Origin of the sequence: Alcanivorax sp. 1008 (genome assembly GCF_020667895.1) — a bacterium.
GTDB lineage: Bacteria > Pseudomonadota > Gammaproteobacteria > Pseudomonadales > Alcanivoracaceae > PGZG01.
On the sequence record NZ_JAFMPS010000001.1, the window covers coordinates 131,117 to 152,252 of the forward strand.

Annotated in this window: 24 protein-coding genes; 16 read left to right on the forward strand and 8 right to left on the reverse strand. The window is 52.4% G+C overall.

Going from position 1 to position 21,136, the window contains the following annotated elements; genetic code table 11:
- Positions 1 to 3 precede the first annotated feature (3 nt).
- The gene (locus tag J1C54_RS00670) at positions 4 to 1,581 is read left to right on the forward strand and encodes a peptide chain release factor 3 (protein ID WP_229143899.1); all 1,578 of its coding nucleotides are present in this window, start codon (positions 4 to 6) and stop codon (positions 1,579 to 1,581) included.
- On the opposite strand, the gene J1C54_RS00675 is transcribed toward J1C54_RS00670, so the two are convergent.
- Positions 1,517 to 2,623: an integron integrase gene (locus J1C54_RS00675; protein ID WP_229143900.1), complete on the reverse strand. Its 1,107-nt coding sequence runs from the start codon at positions 2,621 to 2,623 to the stop codon at positions 1,517 to 1,519. The genes J1C54_RS00670 and J1C54_RS00675 overlap by 65 nt on opposite strands.
- Before the next feature lie 239 nt (positions 2,624 to 2,862).
- Here J1C54_RS00675 and J1C54_RS00680 point away from each other — a divergent pair, with 239 nt between their 5' ends.
- The 6 genes from J1C54_RS00680 (at position 2,863) to J1C54_RS00705 (ending at position 5,969) form a co-directional block, all read left to right on the forward strand.
- A complete protein-coding gene (locus tag J1C54_RS00680; RefSeq protein ID WP_229143901.1) occupies positions 2,863 to 3,066 on the forward strand; it encodes a 2-hydroxymuconate tautomerase family protein in 204 nt (67 codons plus the stop codon).
- Complete coding sequence (locus J1C54_RS00685; protein WP_229143902.1) at positions 3,066 to 3,452, forward strand: VOC family protein; 387 nt, start codon at positions 3,066 to 3,068, stop codon at positions 3,450 to 3,452. The genes J1C54_RS00680 and J1C54_RS00685 overlap by 1 nt, the downstream gene beginning before the upstream one ends.
- A 5-nt stretch (positions 3,453 to 3,457) precedes the next feature.
- Complete coding sequence (locus tag J1C54_RS00690; protein ID WP_229143903.1) at positions 3,458 to 3,916, forward strand: DMT family transporter; 459 nt, start codon at positions 3,458 to 3,460, stop codon at positions 3,914 to 3,916.
- An 84-nt stretch (positions 3,917 to 4,000) separates the two neighbouring features.
- Positions 4,001 to 4,465 carry a hypothetical protein gene (locus tag J1C54_RS00695; protein WP_229143904.1) on the forward strand — a complete coding sequence of 155 codons (465 nt, stop codon included), beginning with the start codon at positions 4,001 to 4,003 and terminating at the stop codon, positions 4,463 to 4,465.
- 74 nt (positions 4,466 to 4,539) lie between these two features.
- The gene (locus tag J1C54_RS00700; protein ID WP_229143905.1) at positions 4,540 to 5,145 is read left to right on the forward strand and encodes an SMI1/KNR4 family protein; all 606 of its coding nucleotides are present in this window, start codon (positions 4,540 to 4,542) and stop codon (positions 5,143 to 5,145) included.
- A gap of 332 nt (positions 5,146 to 5,477) precedes the next feature.
- The gene (locus J1C54_RS00705; protein ID WP_229143906.1) at positions 5,478 to 5,969 is read left to right on the forward strand and encodes a hypothetical protein; all 492 of its coding nucleotides are present in this window, start codon (positions 5,478 to 5,480) and stop codon (positions 5,967 to 5,969) included.
- Positions 5,970 to 6,204: 235 nt separating this feature from the next.
- On the opposite strand, the gene J1C54_RS00710 is transcribed toward J1C54_RS00705, so the two are convergent.
- Both J1C54_RS00710 and J1C54_RS00715 read right to left on the reverse strand, forming a co-directional pair.
- Entirely contained in the window at positions 6,205 to 7,080 is an 876-nt protein-coding gene (locus tag J1C54_RS00710; protein ID WP_229143907.1) for an inositol oxygenase family protein, read from the reverse strand.
- 15 nt (positions 7,081 to 7,095) lie between these two features.
- The gene (locus J1C54_RS00715) at positions 7,096 to 7,950 is read right to left on the reverse strand and encodes an HD domain-containing protein (protein WP_229143908.1); all 855 of its coding nucleotides are present in this window, start codon (positions 7,948 to 7,950) and stop codon (positions 7,096 to 7,098) included.
- 422 nt (positions 7,951 to 8,372) lie between these two features.
- On the opposite strand from J1C54_RS00715, the gene J1C54_RS00720 reads away from it, so the two are divergent.
- From J1C54_RS00720 to J1C54_RS00735, 4 genes are all read left to right on the forward strand, one after another.
- On the forward strand, positions 8,373 to 9,179 hold the full coding sequence (locus tag J1C54_RS00720) for an amidohydrolase family protein (RefSeq protein WP_229143909.1): 807 nt from the start codon (positions 8,373 to 8,375) through the stop codon (positions 9,177 to 9,179).
- A 98-nt stretch (positions 9,180 to 9,277) separates the two neighbouring features.
- Positions 9,278 to 9,679: a GFA family protein gene (locus tag J1C54_RS00725; protein WP_229143910.1), complete on the forward strand. Its 402-nt coding sequence runs from the start codon at positions 9,278 to 9,280 to the stop codon at positions 9,677 to 9,679.
- Positions 9,680 to 9,881: 202 nt separating this feature from the next.
- The gene (locus tag J1C54_RS00730) at positions 9,882 to 10,499 is read left to right on the forward strand and encodes a GNAT family N-acetyltransferase (protein ID WP_229143911.1); all 618 of its coding nucleotides are present in this window, start codon (positions 9,882 to 9,884) and stop codon (positions 10,497 to 10,499) included.
- A 131-nt stretch (positions 10,500 to 10,630) separates the two neighbouring features.
- Positions 10,631 to 11,206, forward strand: a complete 576-nt coding sequence (locus J1C54_RS00735) for a DUF1415 domain-containing protein (RefSeq protein ID WP_229143912.1) — start codon at positions 10,631 to 10,633, stop codon at positions 11,204 to 11,206.
- Positions 11,207 to 11,287: 81 nt separating this feature from the next.
- Here the strand turns inward: J1C54_RS00735 and J1C54_RS00740 are convergent, their stop codons facing one another.
- The gene (locus tag J1C54_RS00740; protein ID WP_229143913.1) at positions 11,288 to 12,337 is read right to left on the reverse strand and encodes an AraC family transcriptional regulator; all 1,050 of its coding nucleotides are present in this window, start codon (positions 12,335 to 12,337) and stop codon (positions 11,288 to 11,290) included.
- A gap of 163 nt (positions 12,338 to 12,500) precedes the next feature.
- On the opposite strand from J1C54_RS00740, the gene J1C54_RS00745 reads away from it, so the two are divergent.
- The 5 genes from J1C54_RS00745 to J1C54_RS00765 all read left to right on the forward strand — a co-directional run bounded on the left by J1C54_RS00745 (position 12,501) and on the right by J1C54_RS00765 (position 16,475).
- The gene (locus J1C54_RS00745) at positions 12,501 to 12,821 is read left to right on the forward strand and encodes a 2Fe-2S iron-sulfur cluster-binding protein (protein ID WP_229143914.1); all 321 of its coding nucleotides are present in this window, start codon (positions 12,501 to 12,503) and stop codon (positions 12,819 to 12,821) included.
- A gap of 12 nt (positions 12,822 to 12,833) precedes the next feature.
- Entirely contained in the window at positions 12,834 to 14,222 is a 1,389-nt protein-coding gene (locus tag J1C54_RS00750; RefSeq protein ID WP_229143915.1) for a cytochrome P450, read from the forward strand.
- 3 nt (positions 14,223 to 14,225) lie between these two features.
- Positions 14,226 to 15,488: an NAD(P)/FAD-dependent oxidoreductase gene (locus J1C54_RS00755; protein ID WP_229143916.1), complete on the forward strand. Its 1,263-nt coding sequence runs from the start codon at positions 14,226 to 14,228 to the stop codon at positions 15,486 to 15,488.
- 144 nt (positions 15,489 to 15,632) lie between these two features.
- The gene (locus tag J1C54_RS00760) at positions 15,633 to 16,139 is read left to right on the forward strand and encodes a DMT family protein (protein ID WP_229143917.1); all 507 of its coding nucleotides are present in this window, start codon (positions 15,633 to 15,635) and stop codon (positions 16,137 to 16,139) included.
- Between the two features lie 27 nt (positions 16,140 to 16,166).
- Complete coding sequence (locus J1C54_RS00765) at positions 16,167 to 16,475, forward strand: DMT family protein (RefSeq protein WP_229143918.1); 309 nt, start codon at positions 16,167 to 16,169, stop codon at positions 16,473 to 16,475.
- A 79-nt stretch (positions 16,476 to 16,554) separates the two neighbouring features.
- Here J1C54_RS00765 and J1C54_RS00770 read toward each other — a convergent pair whose 3' ends face one another.
- The 4 genes from J1C54_RS00770 to J1C54_RS00785 form a co-directional block, all read right to left on the reverse strand.
- Positions 16,555 to 17,967 (reverse strand): hypothetical protein, encoded by a 1,413-nt coding sequence (locus tag J1C54_RS00770; RefSeq protein WP_229143919.1) that lies wholly within the window; start codon positions 17,965 to 17,967, stop codon positions 16,555 to 16,557.
- Between the two features lie 229 nt (positions 17,968 to 18,196).
- Positions 18,197 to 18,703 carry a hypothetical protein gene (locus tag J1C54_RS00775; protein WP_229143920.1) on the reverse strand — a complete coding sequence of 169 codons (507 nt, stop codon included), beginning with the start codon at positions 18,701 to 18,703 and terminating at the stop codon, positions 18,197 to 18,199.
- A 41-nt stretch (positions 18,704 to 18,744) separates the two neighbouring features.
- Positions 18,745 to 19,272 carry a hypothetical protein gene (locus J1C54_RS00780; RefSeq protein ID WP_229143921.1) on the reverse strand — a complete coding sequence of 176 codons (528 nt, stop codon included), beginning with the start codon at positions 19,270 to 19,272 and terminating at the stop codon, positions 18,745 to 18,747.
- 120 nt (positions 19,273 to 19,392) lie between these two features.
- Entirely contained in the window at positions 19,393 to 20,832 is a 1,440-nt protein-coding gene (locus J1C54_RS00785) for a hypothetical protein (protein WP_229143922.1), read from the reverse strand.
- Between the last annotated feature and the right edge of the window lie 304 nt (positions 20,833 to 21,136).

Here is a 21,136-nt window from a genome sequence, read left to right on the forward strand (position 1 = left end):
GCCATGAGCCAGCTTGACGAGATTCGCAAACGGCGCACCTTCGCCATCATCTCCCACCCGGATGCCGGTAAGACCACCATTACCGAAAAGTTGCTGCTATACGGCAACCTGATCCAGATGGCGGGCACCGTAAAGGGCAAGAAATCCGGCAGGCACGCCACCTCTGACTGGATGGAGATGGAGAAAGAGCGTGGCATTTCGGTGACCACCTCAGTGATGCAGTTCCCCTACAAGGGCGCCATGGTCAACCTGCTCGACACCCCGGGACACGCCGACTTTTCTGAAGACACCTACCGCACCCTGACAGCGGTGGATTCGGCGCTGATGGTGATTGACTGCGCCAAAGGCGTGGAAGAGCGCACCATCAAGTTGATGGAAGTGTGTCGCCTGCGTGATACGCCGATCCTGACCTTTATTAACAAGCTGGATCGCGAAGTCCGCGACCCGATTGAAGTAATGGACGAAGTAGAAGAAGTACTGGGCATCCAGTGCAGCCCGGTTACCTGGCCGATTGGCATGGGCAAAAACTTCAAGGGCGTCTACAACCTGCTCACCGACACCACCGTGCTGTACCAGAGCGGGCAGGGCCACACCGTTCAGGCCGTGCGTGCCATCGCCGGGTTAGACAACCCGGAGTTGGACAAGGCCATAGGCAGCTACGCCGACGAACTGCGCGAAACCCTGGAACTGGTGCAGGGCGCCAGCCACGCATTTGATCTGCAAGCATTCCGCGCCGGCAAGCTGACGCCGGTATTCTTCGGCACCGCGCTGGGCAACTTCGGCGTAGACCACCTGCTCGATGGGCTGGTGGAGTGGGCCCCATCACCGCTGCCGCGTGCAGCGGAAGAGCGCACCATCAGTGCAGACGAACCCAAATTTACCGGCTTCGTGTTCAAGATCCAGGCAAACATGGATCCCAAACACCGCGACCGCATTGCCTTTATGCGCATCTGCTCCGGCAGATATGAAAAGGGAATCAAGTTACAGCAGTGCCGCACCGGCAAGGACGTGCGCATCGCCGACGCGCTGACCTTTCTCGCCGGCGAGCGCGAGAATATCGAAGAGGCGTTTGCCGGCGATATCATCGGCCTGCACAACCACGGCACCATCCAGATCGGCGACACCTTCACCGAAGGCGAGAAGCTGCGCTTCACCGGTATCCCGTTCTTCGCCCCGGAGCTGTTCCGCCGGGTAGTACTGCGCGACCCACTGAAATCCAAGCAGCTCCACAAGGGCTTGACCCAGCTATCGGAAGAGGGCGCCGTGCAGGTGTTCTTCCCGCTAAAAAACAACGACGTCATTCTTGGCGCCGTCGGCTCGCTGCAGTTTGACGTGGTGGCCCACCGTCTGAAGCACGAATACGGGGTGGAATGCGCCTACGACGTCATCAGCGTGGCCACCGCCCGCTGGGCCAGCGCAGACACTGAACGGGAGCTGGATAAATTCCGCGACAAAGCCTACGAAAACCTTGCCGTCGACGGTGCCGGCTTCCTCACCTACCTGGCCCCGACCCGGGTCAACCTGCAACTAGCCCAGGAACGCCACCCGGAAATCCAGTTCCGCGAGACGCGGGAGATCTAATCGTGGACACCTGCCAGAGGGCCATCTCTTCGCGCACTGGCAGGGCGCTCTTGCTAAGCGGGCTTACTGTGCCGGCATAACGCTGGCCGATCAGATGCGTGTAGATCTGTGTGGTGTTCAGGTCACTGTGGCCAAGTAATTCCTGCACTGTGCGAATATCCGTGCCCTGTTTTAACAGCTCAGTGGCGAAAGTGTGCCGGAACGTATGGCAACTTGCCCGATAGTTGAGATCGAGCGCAGCGAGTGCTTTGCGCACCTGCCGTTGCACGGCGGTAACGTGCAAGTGGTACTGCACTATTCTGCCGCGATCATCATGGCAGGTGCCGGTGGAAGGAAATAGCCACTGCCACTGCACCGATGTGGCGGCTTGCGGATACTTTCTGTCGAGCGCATAGGGTAATACCACCGGAACACGCTTTTCGCGGGGGATCGCCCTGAGTTGATCACCACGTTCGCGAACCATGGCCAGCAGTTCCTCACGTAAACTGGGCGGCAGCAGGGTTGTACGATCCTTGCCGCCCTTACCGTCGCGCACCACGACCAAGCTATTGCTGAAGTCCAGATCCTTAAGTCGAATACGGCACGCCTCGGTAACCCGAAGCCCGCTGCCGTACATCAATGACGCCACTAGACGATGCGGGTTTGGCAGCAGATCGATGACTGCCATAGCATCTTCATGGCTGAATACTGTCGGCAGTCGACGTGGTGCGGTGGCGAAATGGATGCCGGGAATCTTGTCGAGCGGCCGATCCAGCACACGTTTATAAAGAAACACCACCGCATTCAATGCCAGTTTCTGAGTGTTGGCCGTGATATCGCGATTGCAGGCCAGATGCGACAGGAACAGGGCGACATCTTGCTCATGAAGCTCCAGCGGATGCCGATTCTGATGGAAGCGGATAAAGCTGATAATCCAGTACCAGTAGGTCTTCTCGGTGCGGCGACTGTAATGATTCCGGCGCAAGACAGTACGGAACTGCTCTTTCAATGCACCGGGTCTGGCAGTGGAAAGGGACTGCGGACCTTGCTCGACATCATCCATGATGGGCCTCAGAGAATGTTGCTATAGAATACTGTTCATATGTACAGTATAAATAATTAGACAGCAACCCCTGCTGTGTTTTTCAGCGTTGTAGGAAATGGCTTACACGCGGAGCGTTGATTTTGTTGAATAATGCTCGCCATCAATCAGAACAGAGCAGAGTTAGACAGCATGCTGCTTTTTTCTGGAAACACAGCACGCTGTCTAATAACTGTTAGATTTATTTGGAGGTTTTACTTATGCCCTATGTGAATATCAAGATCACCAACGAAGGTGTAACCAAAGAACAAAAGGCTGAGTTAGTCGCAGGGGCGACTGAGCTGCTGCAGCGGGTATTAAACAAAAACCCAGCAACAACTGTTGTTGTAATCGACGAAGTTGATACCGACAATTGGGGCATTGCTGGTGAGCTTGTTACAGAGCGGCGAAAACGAGGAAACTGATGAAGGGCATACATCATCTGGGTTTGTCTGTTTCAAACTTGGAGGAGTCTTGCAAATTCTTCTGTAAAACTCTTGGTTGGCGCGAGGTTCGTCGTGTTGAGGAGTACCCTGCGGTATTTGTTACGAATGAAGCGGTAATGTTCACTTTGTGGCAAACATCGAGTGAAGCAAATGCATTTGACCGCCGCAATAATGTGGGCTTGCACCACGTAGCACTGCTGGTTGAATCAGAGGAAGAATTATTACTAATTTACGAAAAGCTGAAGTTGGCGACAGGCGTGAGCATCGAATTTGCTCCTGAATTCCTTAGAGAGGGTCCTGCAAAGCATATGATTTGCTACGATCCCAGTGGTATTCGCATTGAATTAATATGGGTTCCAGAATGACAGGTATGAGTAGCTCCTTTACTTACGCATTAATCATGCTGTTCGCTGGCTTAGGTATACCCATTATGGCTGCTTTGAATGGCAGTTTGGGTGGGAAGCTACAAAGTCCAGTATTGGCCGCTACGATCTTATTCGCTGTTGGCTTGGCGATCTCGTTATGTGTGCTGTTGTTGACTGAAGGGTTGCCCCAGGACATTCCCCTCAAATCAACTCCCTGGTATTTATTCTGTGGTGGGATATTTGTCATCTTTTATGTCTTGGCAATAACTTGGGTTGCTCCGCGTTTTGGTGTTGCTAACGCAGTTTCATTTGTATTACTAGGCCAACTTGTCGCCATGACCGTAATAGACCATTATGGTTTTATAGGCGTCCCTCAGTACTCCATTACTGGCCAAAGAATACTTGGTCTGCTGTTTATGGCTGTGGGGGTTTTGATGGTGGTCAATCGTGCGCCAAGTACGTAAATCTAACAAGGCAATCAACTACGCGTCTTCGGCGCCGGACGCGCAAAAAGCGTGCGCCGGTTATTGAGGCGTTAGGCAATTAAGATGGATGACGAAGAACGGACAACTTCATTCGGCCTGATAAGGTTTGCTAGTGATTTCAGAAAGGCAGCCCAAGCCACTGACAAGGCTCTGTCAAAAGAGGTGGCCAACGATTGGCTCGCGCCAATCCCCGCCTTGTACCTAATGGGGCACTCCACCGAGCTCGGGTTCAAGGCTTACCTCCGGCACAAAGGACGAGACCTTAATACGCTACGAAGAATTGGCCACAATCTAGAAACGGCATACTCAAAGTGTAAGGCTGCTGGCATCCTTGAGATTTGTGAGTTTTCTAAAGATGAGCTGAAGGCGATGGGTGTTTTGAACGACCTCTATCGGACCAAGATGCTGAATTATATAAAAACTGGAAGCTGCAGATTTCCGAACTGGGGGACCTTAGAATCCCTCAATAGAGAACTTATCAAAAACGTGTCTCTGTCCATTGGGTACCCAGGGGCGCCACTTGCTTAACAAGGCGCTGAAAATAGCGGACTGCCTTGCAGGCAGCAGCTTAGCTTGTCGTTAGGCAAAAAAATGAGGGTGTCATGCTGGTCGATGCAATAAAAAAATATGAAGAATGCATTGATGAAAAGGACCCAGGTAGATTGAAGCTTTTCAATCCAGGGTTAACTGAAGATGAAATTCAAAGCATAATTTCGACTCTAAGCATTGAACTACCGGAAGAGCTTGTCGAGCTTTATATGTGGCGCAATGGGTTAAAGGGGTATGACTACTTAGAAGACTTCTTCAATGGGTATACTTTTGTTCCACTTCATGTCGCAGTTCAAACTTACCAGCAGTGTTTAGAAGTCACGGAACAAGTGACAGGAAATAAGCCTCGTTATTGGCCGAAAAGCGATATTATAAAATATGGTGCGCTTCCTGTTTTTCAAACAGACAAACATTATTTGGGTATTGCCGGCACTAAAACAAAAGAGAGCAAAACACCGATATATTCATGCTCCTGTTGGCCAGAAGGTGAATACCCTATATTTACAAGCCTAGAGGCAGTGTTTTTAACGCTATCCTCTTGCTATGAAAAAGGCATATTGCCTATACCAGAAGAGGAAGATCCATACGAATATTTTGAAGACATTGATTCAGTAAGAGTAGCGGTAGATCAAAATTCCTACCAAGAGAGCAACTACTAGTGTCTAACAAACGGCTGCACGCAGACGCCCAAACCTACGCAGTTTTTGTGGTTTCGCTGCGCCACACTTTATCACAAAAACCACTACAGTTTGGGCGCTGGTGAGCCGGGCGTTAGAGCTGCATCTTGTAGGGTAAAAGTCCCTAGCCCAGGTATGACGGTGATAAGAATGTTAATATCACATGGCTTTTCGAAAGAGAGGGCTGCCTTACACGGTAGCAATGTTATTACTGAAGAGCCCAGTGCGGGAATTCCGCTCGCTGGGATCTGAGTGGGGGCGTTTGGATAGCTGGGCGTCCAACCACTACTGCGAAATAAGGATTCAGATTGGTTGTGAAAGTAATAAATATCCACGAACGCGAAATTGCAGCACCGTTAAAAGAGGTTGGAGCAGCGCTGGATGCGTTATCTTCCGCTGAAGATAGGGTTTGGCCGTCTGATAAATGGCCAAGAATCAAACTGGATGGGCCTCTTAAGGTTGGCGCTAAGGGTGGCCATGGGCCAATCAGATATATGGTTGAGTCTTATTCACCGGGTGAACGTATTCAGTTTAAATTCACCGGACCGAGGGGCTTTTGTGGCTACCACGATTTAGCTCTCGAAGAGATTGATGATGCTCGGTGTTTAGTGCGTCATTCGGTTAATGCAAACCTGACGGGATTGATGGTGCTAAAATGGAAGTTAGTAATGCGAGCATTGCATGATGCGTTAATCGAAGACGCTCTAGATAATGTTGAAATACAATTGTCAGGCAAACATATAGACAGAAAATACGGACGGTTAATTAGTTTGGGACGTCAAATAACCAAGTTTATTTACGCATAACAAGCACATCAAAGAACGCTCCACTTCGTTCTGCTGGACCGCCTTGGGCTGCACTCCAGTCGGCCCTTTATGTGGACGCTAGGCGAAGCCTATGATCAACTCAAACGCCATCAAAAAGGCATCGGCAGAACAAACTTTCAAGTCCTTCTGTGTCCACCACTCTCCCTCTATATCCTCATTGGGCCACCGCCAGTTCTGGCGATGACCCAAAGTACGGGTGAACGGACGGGTAGGATTAACCAAAGCAAATTTGGTGAGTCAGATTTTTTCTCGGTGTGGCTGTCCCAAAGAACTGCTCTACCAATGGCAGGAATGCTTCTATGGGGTCCGTACGATAGTATGGATCAAACGCCTTCTGATCATACTCATCACTGAATCTAACAGCATCTGCATGCCACGACTCGCCAACATAACGGTTTCGCCCATTGGTAGGCTTGAATATATAGTGACCGTAGTGCTTCCATTGATACTCCATGTGATGACGCAACAGGTAGAACGAGCCATCGGATACATAAGGACGCACGATACCGGCAATAATGTCGGGATGCGCCAGATTGGAGATCACCTTGCCCAGATCATGAACCAAACAGACAAGAATCATTTCATCAGAGGCGTTGTCACGCCTCGCTCGCGTGGCCGCTTGTGTCACATGGGTAAATTGATCAGGCCCAAAACCCAGATGATAGCCGCGGCAGGCGTTAATCATGTTCATGATGGTATCGACGACGCCTTGTTGCTGCGCTCGTACCGCGTTTTCAATGATCGCCCAATCCGCTGCGGTGCTTTGATCAAGCCGGGTAAAGCTTGTCGTTGTAGCTACAGACTGGTACAGATCCTCTGAGGGGGAGATAAATCCGTCCATCGCTTCGGCCTTGCTGGAAAAGCCTGCAATCTGGCCAAAAATACTGGTCGCAGCGACAGCCCCAAAAGAACTCCTTAAAAAGTGACGGCGTGATATACCAAAACGCTGGGACTTTTCTATGCACTCTTTTTCCAATAGCAAGGTCTGCAGGTTCTTTTTATAGGTACTATCCACGAAGTAGTCATATGAACCAGTGTCGTTTTTCTCACCTAGAGATATATCTTTATTTTTCTCGTTAGCGTTACTCATTGCTAAGTCCTTTATTTAGGCCGGATCTTCTCTGAAACAATCGCTCATCGTCACGTTCATACTTTCTGTGTCATAAGGCGCAAATTTTTCTTTAATTAACGGCTTGAAATCCTTTAGCGGATAGCTATCGTAGCTGGGGTCGTAAGACACCTGCACCCACTCATCCACAAATTTTGCGGCGGTGGCATACCAAGGTTGATTCAGGTACAGGTCACGCATTGTCGTCGATTCCCCGATCCTGTGCCCATAGTGTGCCAATTCGAATTCGTGATGATGAAACACGGTTTTATACACAGCTTCAGACACAAAGGGGCGAATAATCGAAGCGGATATTTGGGCATGACCAGGGTAAGAAATGGCGATACCGACATCATGCAGCAATGCAGCCAAAACCATTTCATCACTGGCGCTTGCTCTGGCTGCTCGCGTGGCCGTTTGCAAGCAGTGCTGCAAGACATTGACAGGCATTCCAAACGAATAACGGTTACATTGCCTTAGTAAATTGATAATTGCTTTGTCGGCATTGATTTTATGCAGACTCGATGAAGAAGTTGCAATGATGAGCCAGTCAAGAGGATTGCTCCAATCCATGCGCCTGAATCTGGTCGTGGCTTCATTATCGATAATGGTTTGAAACTCGGTAGCTTGGGGACCGCAGACACCCGTGCATGGAGCGGGGCCGTCAGGGATGATCACACGGCTGGGGTTCCAGAACCATGCAGCGGCTTCACCTGTTGCGCCCAGACCTACTGCACCTACTGCCAAGCCAGCTGCCGCTTTACCAAGTCGATTGTCAGAAGAAGAGTTAGTACTTTCGTCATCATCGCACGGAGTGACGCGATCATTAGGTTTCGTGACTTTCGATTCCATGGTTTTTCCTTTTTATTATTGGCTTTTTGTCTTTGCCTGAGCGCACCGTCGATACTAATTGCTATTAGTGACGCAACTATAAGAAAAGGAAGGGTTCGAAAAGTGACAGAATGCTAACAATAGGTGTCACGCGTGGCGATAAATCGAAAATTGCTTAAACCAGGCTCAGATTGCTGCCAGACTAAAGTCCTAGTAAGCGCGGAAAAGTATTAGTTAAATAGTTAGATTGGGCGGCTGAGTGGACTTGAATGGACTTTTCGGTGTTGTCTAGACAACAAGTAGCACATCAGTCTATCTCGGCGTGTCAGTGAAAGCGGTAAGGTTTTGCTAAGGGATAAGTTACAAAGAGCAGCAAGTGCGGTGCTCGGTTGTCGCTATCCGGGCCCCTGTTGGTAACGTTATGCACTACGGGAGAAATTTTGATGATTGTTGATGCTTGGGCGCAGCACCCGACATTGCGGCACTCGCAAGATCCAGTCTTCGAGTCGTTACGTCGATGGACGAAGATGCCAATGCCGACAATAGAAATTCCGATTGAGATGACTATCGCAATGATGGATCAGGGCGGTGTGGATCGCAGCCTGATATCGGCTTGGGTCGCTCCCCGAAATGTCATGATCTCCAATGATGAAGTCGCAGGTTTCGTCGCTAAGGCGCCTGACAGGTTAGTTGGGGTGGGATCCGTGGACATCTCAAAGCCGATGGAGGCTGTTCGCGAGATTCGACGCTGCGTAAACGAACTTGGTTTCAAGGCGATTCGGGTCTTGCCCTGGCTTTGGGAGGTGCCGCCGATCGATCGTCGGTTTTATCCCGTATACACAGCATGCTGTGATCTTGATGTTCCGTTCTGCACCCAGATTGGCCACACTGGGCCGCTCATGCCGTCGGAGGTTGGTCGGCCTATCTACCTGGATCAGGTGGCGCTGGACTTTCCGGAGTTGAAAATCGTCGCAGGCCATATTGGCTACCCTTGGACAGATGAGGCAATTGCGGTAGCCACAAAGCACGAAAACGTGTACATCGACACCTCTGCATACACCACTAGGAGATATCCACAGGCTCTAGTTGACTTTATGCGAGGACATGGCCGTAACAAAGTTCTCTTCGGCACAAATTACCCAATGATCATGCCCGCCAAAGCCTTAGAGCATCTCCCAGAGCTGGCGCTGGGAGATGATGTGCAGGAGCTTTTCCTGGGTGGTAACGCATGCCGAGTGTTCAGTTTATAGTAGATGTGGTTTGGCCCAACAAGGCGCTGCCAAGCGACAACTTTTCCGCAGAACACGGCGTTATGTGTTTTCACCCATAGGCAAGGGAAGGAGTTCTGATGGCTGATCATTTCGGTTCTTGTCTGTGTGGTGCCGTGAGCTTTGTGGTGAAAGGGGAGTTTGACAGCTTTTACCTGTGCCATTGTCGGCATTGTCAGAAAGATACAGGGTCGGCTCATGCCGCGAATCTATTCTCGCGTTCGGCCAAATTGGTTTGGCAGTCGGGGGAAGATGCTGTGACTTCCTTTACGCTCCGTGGCACCCGTCATAGCAAAAGCTTCTGCAAGTTGTGTGGTTCAGCATTGCCAGGCACTCAGATCGCAGATTTGCTTGTCGTTCCTGCAGGGTGCCTGGACACGGAGATCACTATGTTGCCGACTGCGCATATTTTTTTGTCCAGCAAAGCTGTGTGGGAGGAGGGGTTAGGAGAGGTTACAAAGTTCGAGGAACTCCCGGATTGAGCGCCATCACATAAACAGCGCTGTTGCCGGACGGGGTGGGCATGATCCCCATCTTTCAACGAAGTGGGTGACTATTTCTGGCCTTTATCCGTTATTTGCTCGGCGTGCATTTCTCACGGCATAATCAGCCATTACAGCAGCATGCCTTCAAGCAGCCAATCGGGCGTCTTCCAGGCACAACAACAGACGGAAGGAATGCACCGTGGAACTTGAATTCACCCGTAAACTGGTCGATGACGCGGACAATATCGCGAAGATGGCCCATAGTGCCGCGCCAGAAATCTTCAATTATTTCTACGATACCCCTGGCGCCAGCGCCCTGGACTTTATCGCCTATGAATATCGCTCTGGCCGCGGCATGTGTGGGTATAAACAAATGACACTGGCCATCACCGAGGAGGGCGAGGTTGTCGGCACCGTGTCGTTCTATAACCTGACCGACTATATGCGGATGTCGCTCGGCACCGCCGTCAACATTCTCTCCTTCTATGGGCCGGTTACCGGGCTGCGCGTGATCGCCCGCACCTTGCATGCACCCAGTGCGCTCCGGACACCAGGCATGAAGGAAATGTACCTGTGCAACCTCGGCGTAAAAGCTGGCATCCGTGGCGCCGGTATCGGCTCCCGCCTGCTCACTCATCAGGCCGCTGTTGCTCGGGAAATGGGCTATCCGCGAATGAGCCTCGATGTGGACACCCAGAACCCTAACGCCCAGCGCCTCTACGAGCGACTGGGTTTCAAGGTGGTGAAGGCTAACAAGAAGTTTTCCGGCAAAACCCGCAATGCTGTGCTCCACAATGAGATGGTGATGGCGCTTTAGCCCGGCGGCTTGCGATCATAGCCGCGTCCGAGGCTGCCACCGGCTACCGAATCCCAATCTTGCCAAGCAGGCTGGCCGTGCTTGCATAGCCACGGCGCAGTCCTCTGTTGGCAGCTTTATATGGAAAGCGAATGAAGATATCAGCACGACCGAGCGAGCTCCGACATGACGAGCAGGCTATTCTGTCGGTACGGCAGTGGGTTAAAACTTTTGTCATGGAGATGAATCTTTGCCCTTTTGCCAAGTATGAGGTGCTTAACGATAGGGCGCGCTTTGCTTCCACGGGTGCGATGACTGAGGAGCAATTGCTGATGTCGCTGAAGGACGAGCTGGAATTGCTCAATAATCATCCGTCAGTGGAAACTACATTGCTAATCCACTCAAAGGTCTTGGGTGACTTTTTTGATTACAATCAGTTCTTGAGTTCTGCCGATAAGCTGCTCTTGGAAATGGGACTGGAAGGCACCTATCAGGTCGCCAGTTTTCATCCAGACTATCAGTTTGGCAGTACAAATTCTGACGATGCAGAGAACTATACAAACCGCTCTCCCTACCCCTTGTTGCATATTATTCGGGAGGCGAGTCTTGGGCGAGCTATTGCGGAATATCCCGATGTCGATCAAGTTCCGGCACGAAACGTGGCACTAATGAATAGCCTTGGGCGCAATAAGTTGCAGGCACTATTTGAGAGCCTCTTTAAACTATAGGTGCCGCATGGCACATACAAGCAAGAGAAATCACCAAAGATACACTCTGGCCTACAATCTTCATGCCGCTAAACTGGCCAATCATTCCAAGGTAAGATCGCCCGCAATACGATACTGATCAGGGGGCATTCCGCACCAGCGCTTGAATGCCCGGCGAAAGTTGGCGCTATCGTGGTAGTTTAGTAGCGTTGCTATAGCATCTACCGAGAGCTGCCCATCGCGTAGATAGCTCTTGGCCTGACGTGCCAGAAGGTCATCACGAATCTGGCGAAAGCCTACTCCTTCTTTCTTGAGGCGCCGCGCCAGGGTGCGTTTGCTGACAAAGAGCGCTGCCGCCGCATCTTCTTCGGTTAGTGTGCCGGTGGGATGCGAGAGCATCATGGTTTCAATTTGCCGGCGGTAACTGTGCTGCGCGCCACGCAGGTTAGCCAGAGCCGCCTCACATTGCTTGCGTGCCAGTGCGTAGCTCTCGTGATTTGCGGAGACATTGGGTATCCGGCACAGGTGCATCGGCACGCGCACAACAATGTCATCGTTGGAAAAGGAGACGCTGCCAGGAATATGCTCCGCATAACCTGCGCTTGCCCCCGGATCTGCGTGGGCAAAATGGGTCTCAACTTCAACGGCAGGCCTGCCAATAATGAACTCGGCGCAGGAGAAGAAAACCATCGCGCAGATTTCAGCCATAAATCGGCTCACCTCAGGGCGCATTTCAACGTCAAAGGTGCAGCTTATGACAAGCTTGTCATCGTTTTGATTAAGGCTCAGCTGGACGAAACTAACGCGCGTGGGCAAGAAGGCCTGAATCGCCTCGACGGCGGCCAGAAGGTTTGGGCTGCTACTGGCCAGAAAGCCCATCGGGCCATGGGCGGGTGGCGTCAGCCGTTTGCCAAGTCGTAACCCAAACCCCTCGTCCTGGGACAGGCGCAGGGCATTCTCAATAACCTGTATCTGTTGCTTAGTGCTGAGCCGAGTTGCTTCATCCAGCAGCTGTTCAACAGTGAGGTCGGTCTCTGACAGGAGGTCCGGCAGATCACGGGCGTGCATTCCCAGCTCCTGAGCGATCAGCCGCGTGTAGCTGGCGGGAATGCTGGTCAGCACGGCGGAGTCCGCGCGTGGCAGTTGGCTCATTATTATATTGCCCTTCGTCGAACCCTCCCGGGATTGTCTTGAAATGACCCCCTTATGTCAATTGCCGACCTGTTGAGCCTTCTCGGTAAAGGGCAATCATGGCAAGTGTGAACATAGCCTATACGTGGCTGAGCCTCAGCCATCAACAGACTCGGAGGGTTTCATGGGACGCATGACTTTTATCGAACACGACGGCACCCGGCATGAAGTGGAGATCGAGGCCGACAAATCGTTGATGCAGCACGCAGCGGACAACATGGTGCCCGGTATCGATGCAGACTGCGGTGGCGAATGCGCCTGTGGCACCTGCCATGTAATCGTTGATGAGCAGTGGTTTGGCAAGACCGGCGCGATCAACAGCAACGAGAAGCAGATGCTGGAGATGACGCCGGAGGGTGCCCCCACATCTCGTCTGGCCTGCCAGATTGAGGTTACGGACGCCCTGGACGGGCTAGTGGTCCATTTGCCTGAATTCCAGATGTAAGGGAGAGACACTATGAGTATTTCAACCCTGGCGATGAATCTAAGCGCCCGTGTTGTGCCGATGCAGTGGCAGATCAAAGCGGCGCATCTGGCACAAAAAACACTGGATAGAATTGGCCTGGCACCGAAGGTCCCGGAGTTTGTGGAATCCCCGTTGCCGGATGTATCCACCTTGGCGATTGAAGATATTGATGTCAGCAATCCCTTCCTCTGGCGCCAGGGATTGTGGGGCTCCTATTTTAAGCGGTTGCGCGACGAGCAGCCCGTGCACTTTCAGAAAAGCAGCCCGTTTGGGCCTTTTTGGTCAGTGACCCGTTTCGACGATATTCTTTTTGTCGACAAGCACCACGAGCTGTTCTCTGCTGAACCAATCATCACTCTGGGTGATCAGCCCGCCGGTCTGGCCATTGAAACCTTTATTGCCATGGATCCGCCCAAGCACGATAAACAACGTCAGGCGGTTCAGAATGTGGTTGCGCCAAAGAACCTCAAGGAAATGGAAAGTCTGATTCGACAGCGTACCCAGGAGGTGCTGGATAGCTTGCCGGTGGACCAGCCATTCGATTGGGTGAGCAGTGTATCCATAGAGTTGACTGCGCGAATGCTGGCGACATTGCTGGATTTCCCCTACGAGCAGCGGCGCAAGCTGGTGTACTGGTCCGATGTGGCTGCGGCCAGCCCGGAAACCACCGGAGGAGAGGTGGAGCGTGATGAGTTCTTCCCTGTTGTTGCTGAGGTGGCGAAAGCGTTTTCTCAACTTTGGCGAGACAAAGCAGCTCGTCAGGATGCTGGAGAAGAACCGGGTTTCGACATTATTAGCCTGATGTTGAATAACGAGGACACCAAGGACCTGATTCATCGGCCGATGGAGTTTCTCGGTAATCTGGCATTGCTGATCGTTGGTGGTAACGATACCACCCGCAACTCTATGACGGGTGGTGTGCTGGCTTTGAACAAGTTCCCGCAGGAATTCGACAAGCTGAAATCCAATCCTGCCCTTATTCCCAATATGGTGTCGGAAATTATTCGCTGGCAGACACCGCTGGCCTATATGCGCCGCGTTGCCAAAGTGGACGTGGAGCTAAATGGTCAAACCATCCGCAAGGGCGACAAAGTGGTTATGTGGTATGCCTCTGGTAATCGCGACGAGCGCGCCATCGACAACCCGGACGAGTTCATCATTGATCGCAAAGGTGCCCGTAATCATCTTTCTTTTGGTTTTGGGGTTCACCGTTGCATGGGTAACCGTTTGGCTGAGATGCAGCTCAGAATTCTATGGGAAGAGCTGCTGGAGCGATTTGAGCGGATCGAAGTTCAGGGTGAGCCGGAATACGTTCAGTCGAACTTTGTCCGCGGTTATACCCGCATGATGGTCAAAGTGAGCAAGAAAAACCGGAGCTGAGCCATGAGTCATTCACCGTCCCAGTCCGATGAGAATCAGGTATGTGTGATCATCGGGGCCAGTCATGCGGCAGCCCAGCTCGCCACCAGTCTGCGCCAGCAAGGCTGGAGCGGGCCCATCCGAATGATTGGCGATGAAGGTGGGCTGCCTTACCAGCGGCCACCGTTATCGAAGGCGTTTCTGTGCGGAGAGAAGGATGCAGACAGCCTGATAATCCGACCCAGTGCTTTCTATGAGAAGCATGAAATAGAATTTATCCCGGGCAGGGTGACTGCGATTGATCGGGTGGCCAAGACGCTGACTCTGGCGGATGGCAGTGAGCAGCACTATGACAAGCTGGCGCTGTGTACCGGCACCAGAGTCATTCGGTTGCCGATTCAGGGTGCAAATCTTGGCGGTGTGCATTATCTGCGTACTCTGGCAGACGTTGAAGGCATCCGTCGCGAGCTGCCGGATAGCGGTCGCGTAGTCATCATTGGTGGAGGCTATATCGGCCTCGAAACTGCCGCGTCATTGCGTAAGCAGGGCATTGATGTGGTCGTGCTGGAAATGGCCGAGCGGGTTCTGCAGCGGGTCACCGCGCCGGAAGTTTCGGCCTTCTATCAACGTATGCACAGCGAAGCCGGCGTGACTATTGAGACCGGCACAATGGTGGCTGCGTTTGAGGGCGAGGAACGGGTTGAACGAGTGGTGTGTGCTGATGGACGTTTCTATCCCGCGGACATGGTGATTGTTGGCATTGGCGTTAGGCCGAATAGTGAGCTTGCCGATGCTGCCGGGCTTGAAATAGATAACGGTATTGTCGTTGATGAGTACTGCCAAACACAGGATCCCGATATTGTTGCGGCCGGCGATTGTGCCAATCAATGGGACCCACGCTCAGGCCAGCGGCGGCGGCTGGAATCTGTACCCAACGCGGTGGAGCAGGCAAAAACCGCTGCGGCTACCTTGTGCGGCGAAAAGATCCCGCAGATCAGTTTGCCCTGGTTCTGGTCCGATCAATATGACCTCAAGCTGCAAATGGCTGGCTTGAATCAGGGCTACGATCAGGTGGTGATTCGCGGCACTGCGGATTCGGGCTGCAGCTTCGCTGCGTTCTATTTTCAGCAGGGGCAGTTGATCGCCGCTGATTGTATCAATCGCGCTCCTGAATTCATGCTGGCCAAGAAGCTGCTCAGCCAAAAGCAAACTGCCGATATGACGCGGCTCGCGGATGAAGCCATTCCAGTTAAACAACTGATGGCGGAGCTGACTACTTCATCCTGAAAATCTATGGCGAGGTAGGCTGGTATTTACCATAAGGCGGATACTGGCGGCTCTGATATGACGCTATGGCTATTTGCTTGGCCCATGTGAAATATCGCTATCTGGCCGCTTATGCTTTGACAGCAATGGCGTTCTCATGGAGACTTGCCCCTTATTGCTTGGCAATTTGCACATAATATTCTTGGGAATGCTTTGAAAAAAACTCCTGAAACAAAATCAGGGATGCCCATAGGTTCGTCCCAATCCGATGAGTTGTCAGCTGAGTTTCCTCAGGGAGAGCCCAAAGCGGCGCTGATATATTTTATTGTTCCTCTGATGCTGCTGTTCTCTAGCGCCATTATGGCGACAGCCTGGCTTGGCCATTTGCGTTTTAAGGAAGATCTGACCTTCTTGATGGCGACGCTTTTTGCCTGGCTGCTGGTGCTTCCGGAGTATGCGCTTAATATTCTTGCGTTGCGTCTTGGTTATCGAAAGTTCACCGGCGGGCAGATGGGAGCGTTCAGGCTATGCACCGGTGTTGTCGCTATCGCCTTTGTTTCCCATTATGTGTTGGGTGAGGAGCTAACCACCCAGAAGTTGCTAGGCTTTGCGGTTATGGCTCTTTCAATGATCCTTATATCAAGCTCCAGTAGCAAAGCGATGGAGCAATAGCTAATGGTGTTCTACGCAGTCCCACTAATGCTGTTTGCTTCTAGTCTATTGATGGCATTTGCATGGCTCGGGCATATCCGCTTTCGCCACAAGGGGTTTTTCTTCGCTCTTTGTGTGAGCTGGTTTATCGTGTTACCTGAATATCTTCTTAATATTTCGGCTATTCGCTGGGGCGTTGGCAGTTATCAGCCAAGTGAAATGGCTGCCATGAACCTGAGTTCGGGAGTTGTTTGCGTTGCTATCGTGGCTAAGGTCTTCCTGGGGGAGCATCTTAATCGTCGCCAGATCGCCGGGTTTTTCTTGATGGGGCTTGGCGTATTTATGGTTGTGCTTTAAGCATTCAGATTTCTTCAATAAAAAAGGCGACACCTGAGTGTCGCCTTTTTTATTTTTCTTGCCTGAAACTAGCGCTGCATTAGCGTGCCATGCGACGGCGCAGCATAGCTGCACCCAGCATTAGCAGAAGCGCTGCTGGCGCAGTGCTGCCACCGCTGCTGCCACCAGTGGATACCTTGCCCATGACGATCTTGCTGCCCTCGCCATCATTGGCCGCATAGACTCTGGGCCAGAACAGGGCTCCATCTTCCGCCATGGCAGCGGGGTAGGCCTTGTGATAAGGGCTGAAGGTCACAGCATTGGAAGTCAAGACTTTCGTAGCGCCAGGCTTGCCCGATGTGCTAACCGGAATATGGCTCATGCCACTGCGCATGCTATAAAACACTTGCACAGTGTTGTTCTTCGCCATAAAGGCCTGCGCATACTTAAATGGGCCAAGCTCAGAGTCGCCAACAATCTTTATGGCTGCCATGTCCGCCGCACTGCCGTCCTGATCGTCCAGGGAAGGATCGAGTTTGGCGTACATCAAGGTGCCCCCGGATTGGCACTTTGTGCAGTAGACATCGCTAAACGGGGCATTGCGCTTGTCGGCCCAAACCACAGCCATTCTGTCCTTGCTGTCTGCCATGATGCTGTAGTGTGCTGCATGCGGAGCGTCGCCTACGTCTGTTTCGGCACCCTGATCGGTTGTCAGATTTGTGGTGATCACGTTGGTGACGTCAATCAACACACTGCCGTCAGTGCCGTCCAGCATACCGTAGGAAACCGTGCAAAGATTGCCGGTAGTACTGTTGCAGTCCTGAAACACGACATGGACATTGCCGTCGCTATCTAAGGCAATAGGGTTGGTGCCATGACCATTTTTATTTACGTCCGGGAATGGCGACATGGGTGCGATTTGTTCAACGAGTGAGCTGTCTGTTTTGGCGAACGTGCCATTATGGCTCCAGATGTAGACATTATCGCTGCTGTCTAGCTCAATAAACGGATGGTCAAAATCCTCGCTTAACGTCACCTCGGCTACATCTTCAATGGTAGCAAGCGCGGGTGCTGTGCCATCTTGCGGCGCAGCAGAAGGATCAAGCTTGATGAGTTGCATGTTGCTGCCGCGGAAGGAGAACGACACAATAACCTTGTCGTCAGAGGTAACCTCGACATCCGCAGTATTAATGTTGTTTGTGCGATCAGCGGTCAGCTTGACCTCGTCGATCAAGACGGTTCCGCTCTTGGATACCATCATGTAGCCAACATTGGAGCCAGTCATGCCGCTCTCTATTAGACCATCCGCATCACCCATGCGGTAGACGATGTGGTAGTTGCCATCTGAGTCTTTATCGACGCGGGGACGATCCCGCGCAAATGCGGTGTCTGCAGAAATTTCGGTGTATGCCAGCTCTGCCGCGGATACCGGCAGTGCAGACAGTGACATGATTGTAGCGGCGAAGCTTGAAGCCAGTATCCCTGCGCTGCCTCTGGGAGATGTGGTTTTCATGGTTTTCCCCTTTGAATTGAAGCCAAGAACGGCCCTTCACTTAACCCTGTGAAAACCGACATCGGCTGCATTAGCCAGATGACTCTACGGGGCATGGCACCAATCCAGACTAATAACATCGAGCCATTTTGCAACCCTCAAGCATGGTTTGGTGCCGTCTGAGCTGGCTTTAGGTGGTAATGATTCTTATTAACAGAGGGAGTCGGCGACAGTGCCAAGGGACAGTGGATCAATCTGAATGCAGAGTGCGGTCAGGGGGAGGGTCCATCTGCTTTAGCATGCTGGGCTTCCAGCTCTTGTCTTCCGCCCCACCAGGAATGGCTCGACCGCCTCGACGCGTTTTTTGCTGTTGCTGCAAGATACGCTGCTGCCTCGCATCCTGCTCTGCCAAGGATGCCGGGTCCATGTTGCCGTCCGGCAAAACGTCAATGCTTGCAAGATGATCATTGCCTTCGCTGTCACGCCGCCAGCCGAGGACAATATTCAGCCCTTCCTGGCGGGCTATCTGGTCCATTGCCCGCTGCAGGGGCATATTCTTAATGGATATGGATACCAAGCGCTCCACGTTTGAATCCACCTTGATGGTGGCGCCTGCCTGCTGGGCAACACCGGTCAGTACAGTGGTCAGGGACTGCTGCGCTACTTCTATTGCCACGCTGTCGCCATTAACAGTCACCTGCGCATGGGCGACAGAAACTGTTAGCAGCATGGCAGACAAAATCAGGGGTAATTTCATTTATTGCTCCAACTACATGTCCGTGTACATATCCGTGCCCATTACTCCGCTTGCTCAGAGGAACTGAATCGAATCTCCCGGATTTCCCGGGTAACGGTGATATAAGCACCGCCCTGCTGCCTGACCAGCTTGATCAGGCCTTTGCCGGTCAGTACTGCCAAGCCGGGTTGGTCCGCCAGCTGGGCTTGATCCAGTACAAGCTCAGGGCCAGTGCAAGGCGCGAGGGTCACCGTATCGGCGTTATACTGCGCCATCATGCCGGTCAGGTCTGTGGCCGGACGAGGGTTCTCGCCCAAGTCGATATCTTGACTTTCAAACCCCTTGAAGAACTCCTTCGGTGGGAAATACTCCACACCCTGTCCTGTCACCGGCACCACGTTCAAGTGCGAGCCGCACTTTCCCAGCTCCAGCCCCGGCCATACCCGATCACCACTGAATTTTTGTCCCTGCTTGCTGCCATCACCAGAATGGGCCGCAGCAGCAGGTGTGTCGCTCTCGGCGGGGTCTGAGCATGCTGTCAGAAACCAGGCTGATAGCAAAAATGCCAATAGCTGAAGTGGGCGACGCATACATACTTCCCTGATTAAGATAGAAACGGTGCCTGCCATGCAGACTACCTCAAATAAAAAAAGGCGACACCTTGGTGTCGCCTTTTCGCTTACTTCACCTTGCCTGAAACTAGCGCTGCATTAGCGCGCCATGCGACGACGCAGCATAGCTGCACCCAGCATTAGCAGAAGCGCGGCAGGTGCGCTGCTGCCACCGCTGCTACCACCGCCAGTGGACACCTTGCCCATGACGATCTTGCTGCCTGCGGCATCATCGGCCGCATAGACTCTGGGCCAGAACAGCTTGCCATCGTCCGCCATGGCAGCGGGGTAGGCCTTGTTCCAGCTATTGAAGCTCACCGCATTACTGGTCAAGACACTAGAGTCACTCGCTTTGCCTGAGCTGCTGACGGATACATGGCTCATGCCACCACGCATGCCGTGGAACACTTGCACGGTGTTGTTGCTTGCCATGAAGGCCTGTGCATATTTGAACGGGCCAAGCTCGGAATCATCAACGACTTTGATTGCCGTCATGTCCGCAGCACTGCCGTCTTGATCATCGAGGGAGGGATCAAGCTTGGCGTAGAACAAGGTGCCTCCACTACCGCTGACCGCGGTATAGACATCCCTAGTTGGAGCATTGCGCTTGTCGACCCAAACCACAGCCATGTTGTCCTTGCTGTCCGCCATAATGCTGTAATGCACTGCGTGCGGAGCGTCGCCTACGTCCGTTTCAGCACCCTGATCCGTTGACAGGTTAGTGGTGATAACGTTGGTAGCGTCAATCAGCACGCTGCCATCGGTGCCGTCCAGCATGCCGTAGGAAACCGTACACAGACGACCCCTAGGGTCGTTGCAATCCTGAAACACAATATGGACGTTGCCGTCGCTGTCGACCGCAATCGGGTTGGTGCCGTGACCGTTGTAGGTTACGTCGGTAAACGGCGCCATCGGTGCAATAACTTCCGTCAACGTAGAGTCATATTTGGCAAACTGGCCATCATGGCTCCAGACGTAAACATTGTCGGCATCATCCAACTCGATAAACGGATGTTTGAAGTCAGGCCCAACATCAACCTCTGCCTCTTCTGTGATGGAGGCCAGAACTGGCGAAGTGCCGTCCTGCGGTGCAAGGGAGGGATCAAGCTTAATCAGATACAAGCTGCCGACGCGGTCGGGGCCATCACCACGATCGTCCCTAAAGCCCCAGGAAACGTATACCTTGTCGTCCGATCCCACCTCGATATCTGCAGTGGTGACGGAGTCGCTGGCCGCATCAGTGGTCAGCTTGACCTCATCGATCAGCACGGTGCCATTCTTTGAGACCATCATGTAGCCGAGGTTGGCAACTGTATCCCGCATTTGCACCCCCGCACTCCCGATGCGGTAGACGATGTGATAGTTGCCATCCGAGTCTTTATCGACGCGCGGGCGATCCCGCGCGAACGCGGTATCGGCAGAAATTTCGGTGTATGCCAGCTCTGCCGCGGATACTGGCAATGCGGACAGTGACATGATCGCAGCAGCCAGACTGGCTAGTAGCGGCCCTGCACTACGCTTGATAATAGTGTTCCCCATGTCGTTCTCCTTCTTATTAACCCCAGATAATTTCACCCTAACGCCCCGGTGAAACGAACACTGATCGCATTCCGTTGCCGGATTAGAGGGGATGATCCTGATGACACACTAGTCCTATTGAACGGTTTTGCAAGCAGTCTTCCTGTATTGATAGCTTCTAATGAGAGTGGTTATTGTTTGTGATCTGCTGGTGGGTAGCGCGCTCTACGTGAGGGCAAACAATCAGTACCTGTGGTTTTGTTTGTGCTATTTTCGTTTGGCGCGCACATTTAACCGCAACAAACATCCAGCGCGGACCTTGAGG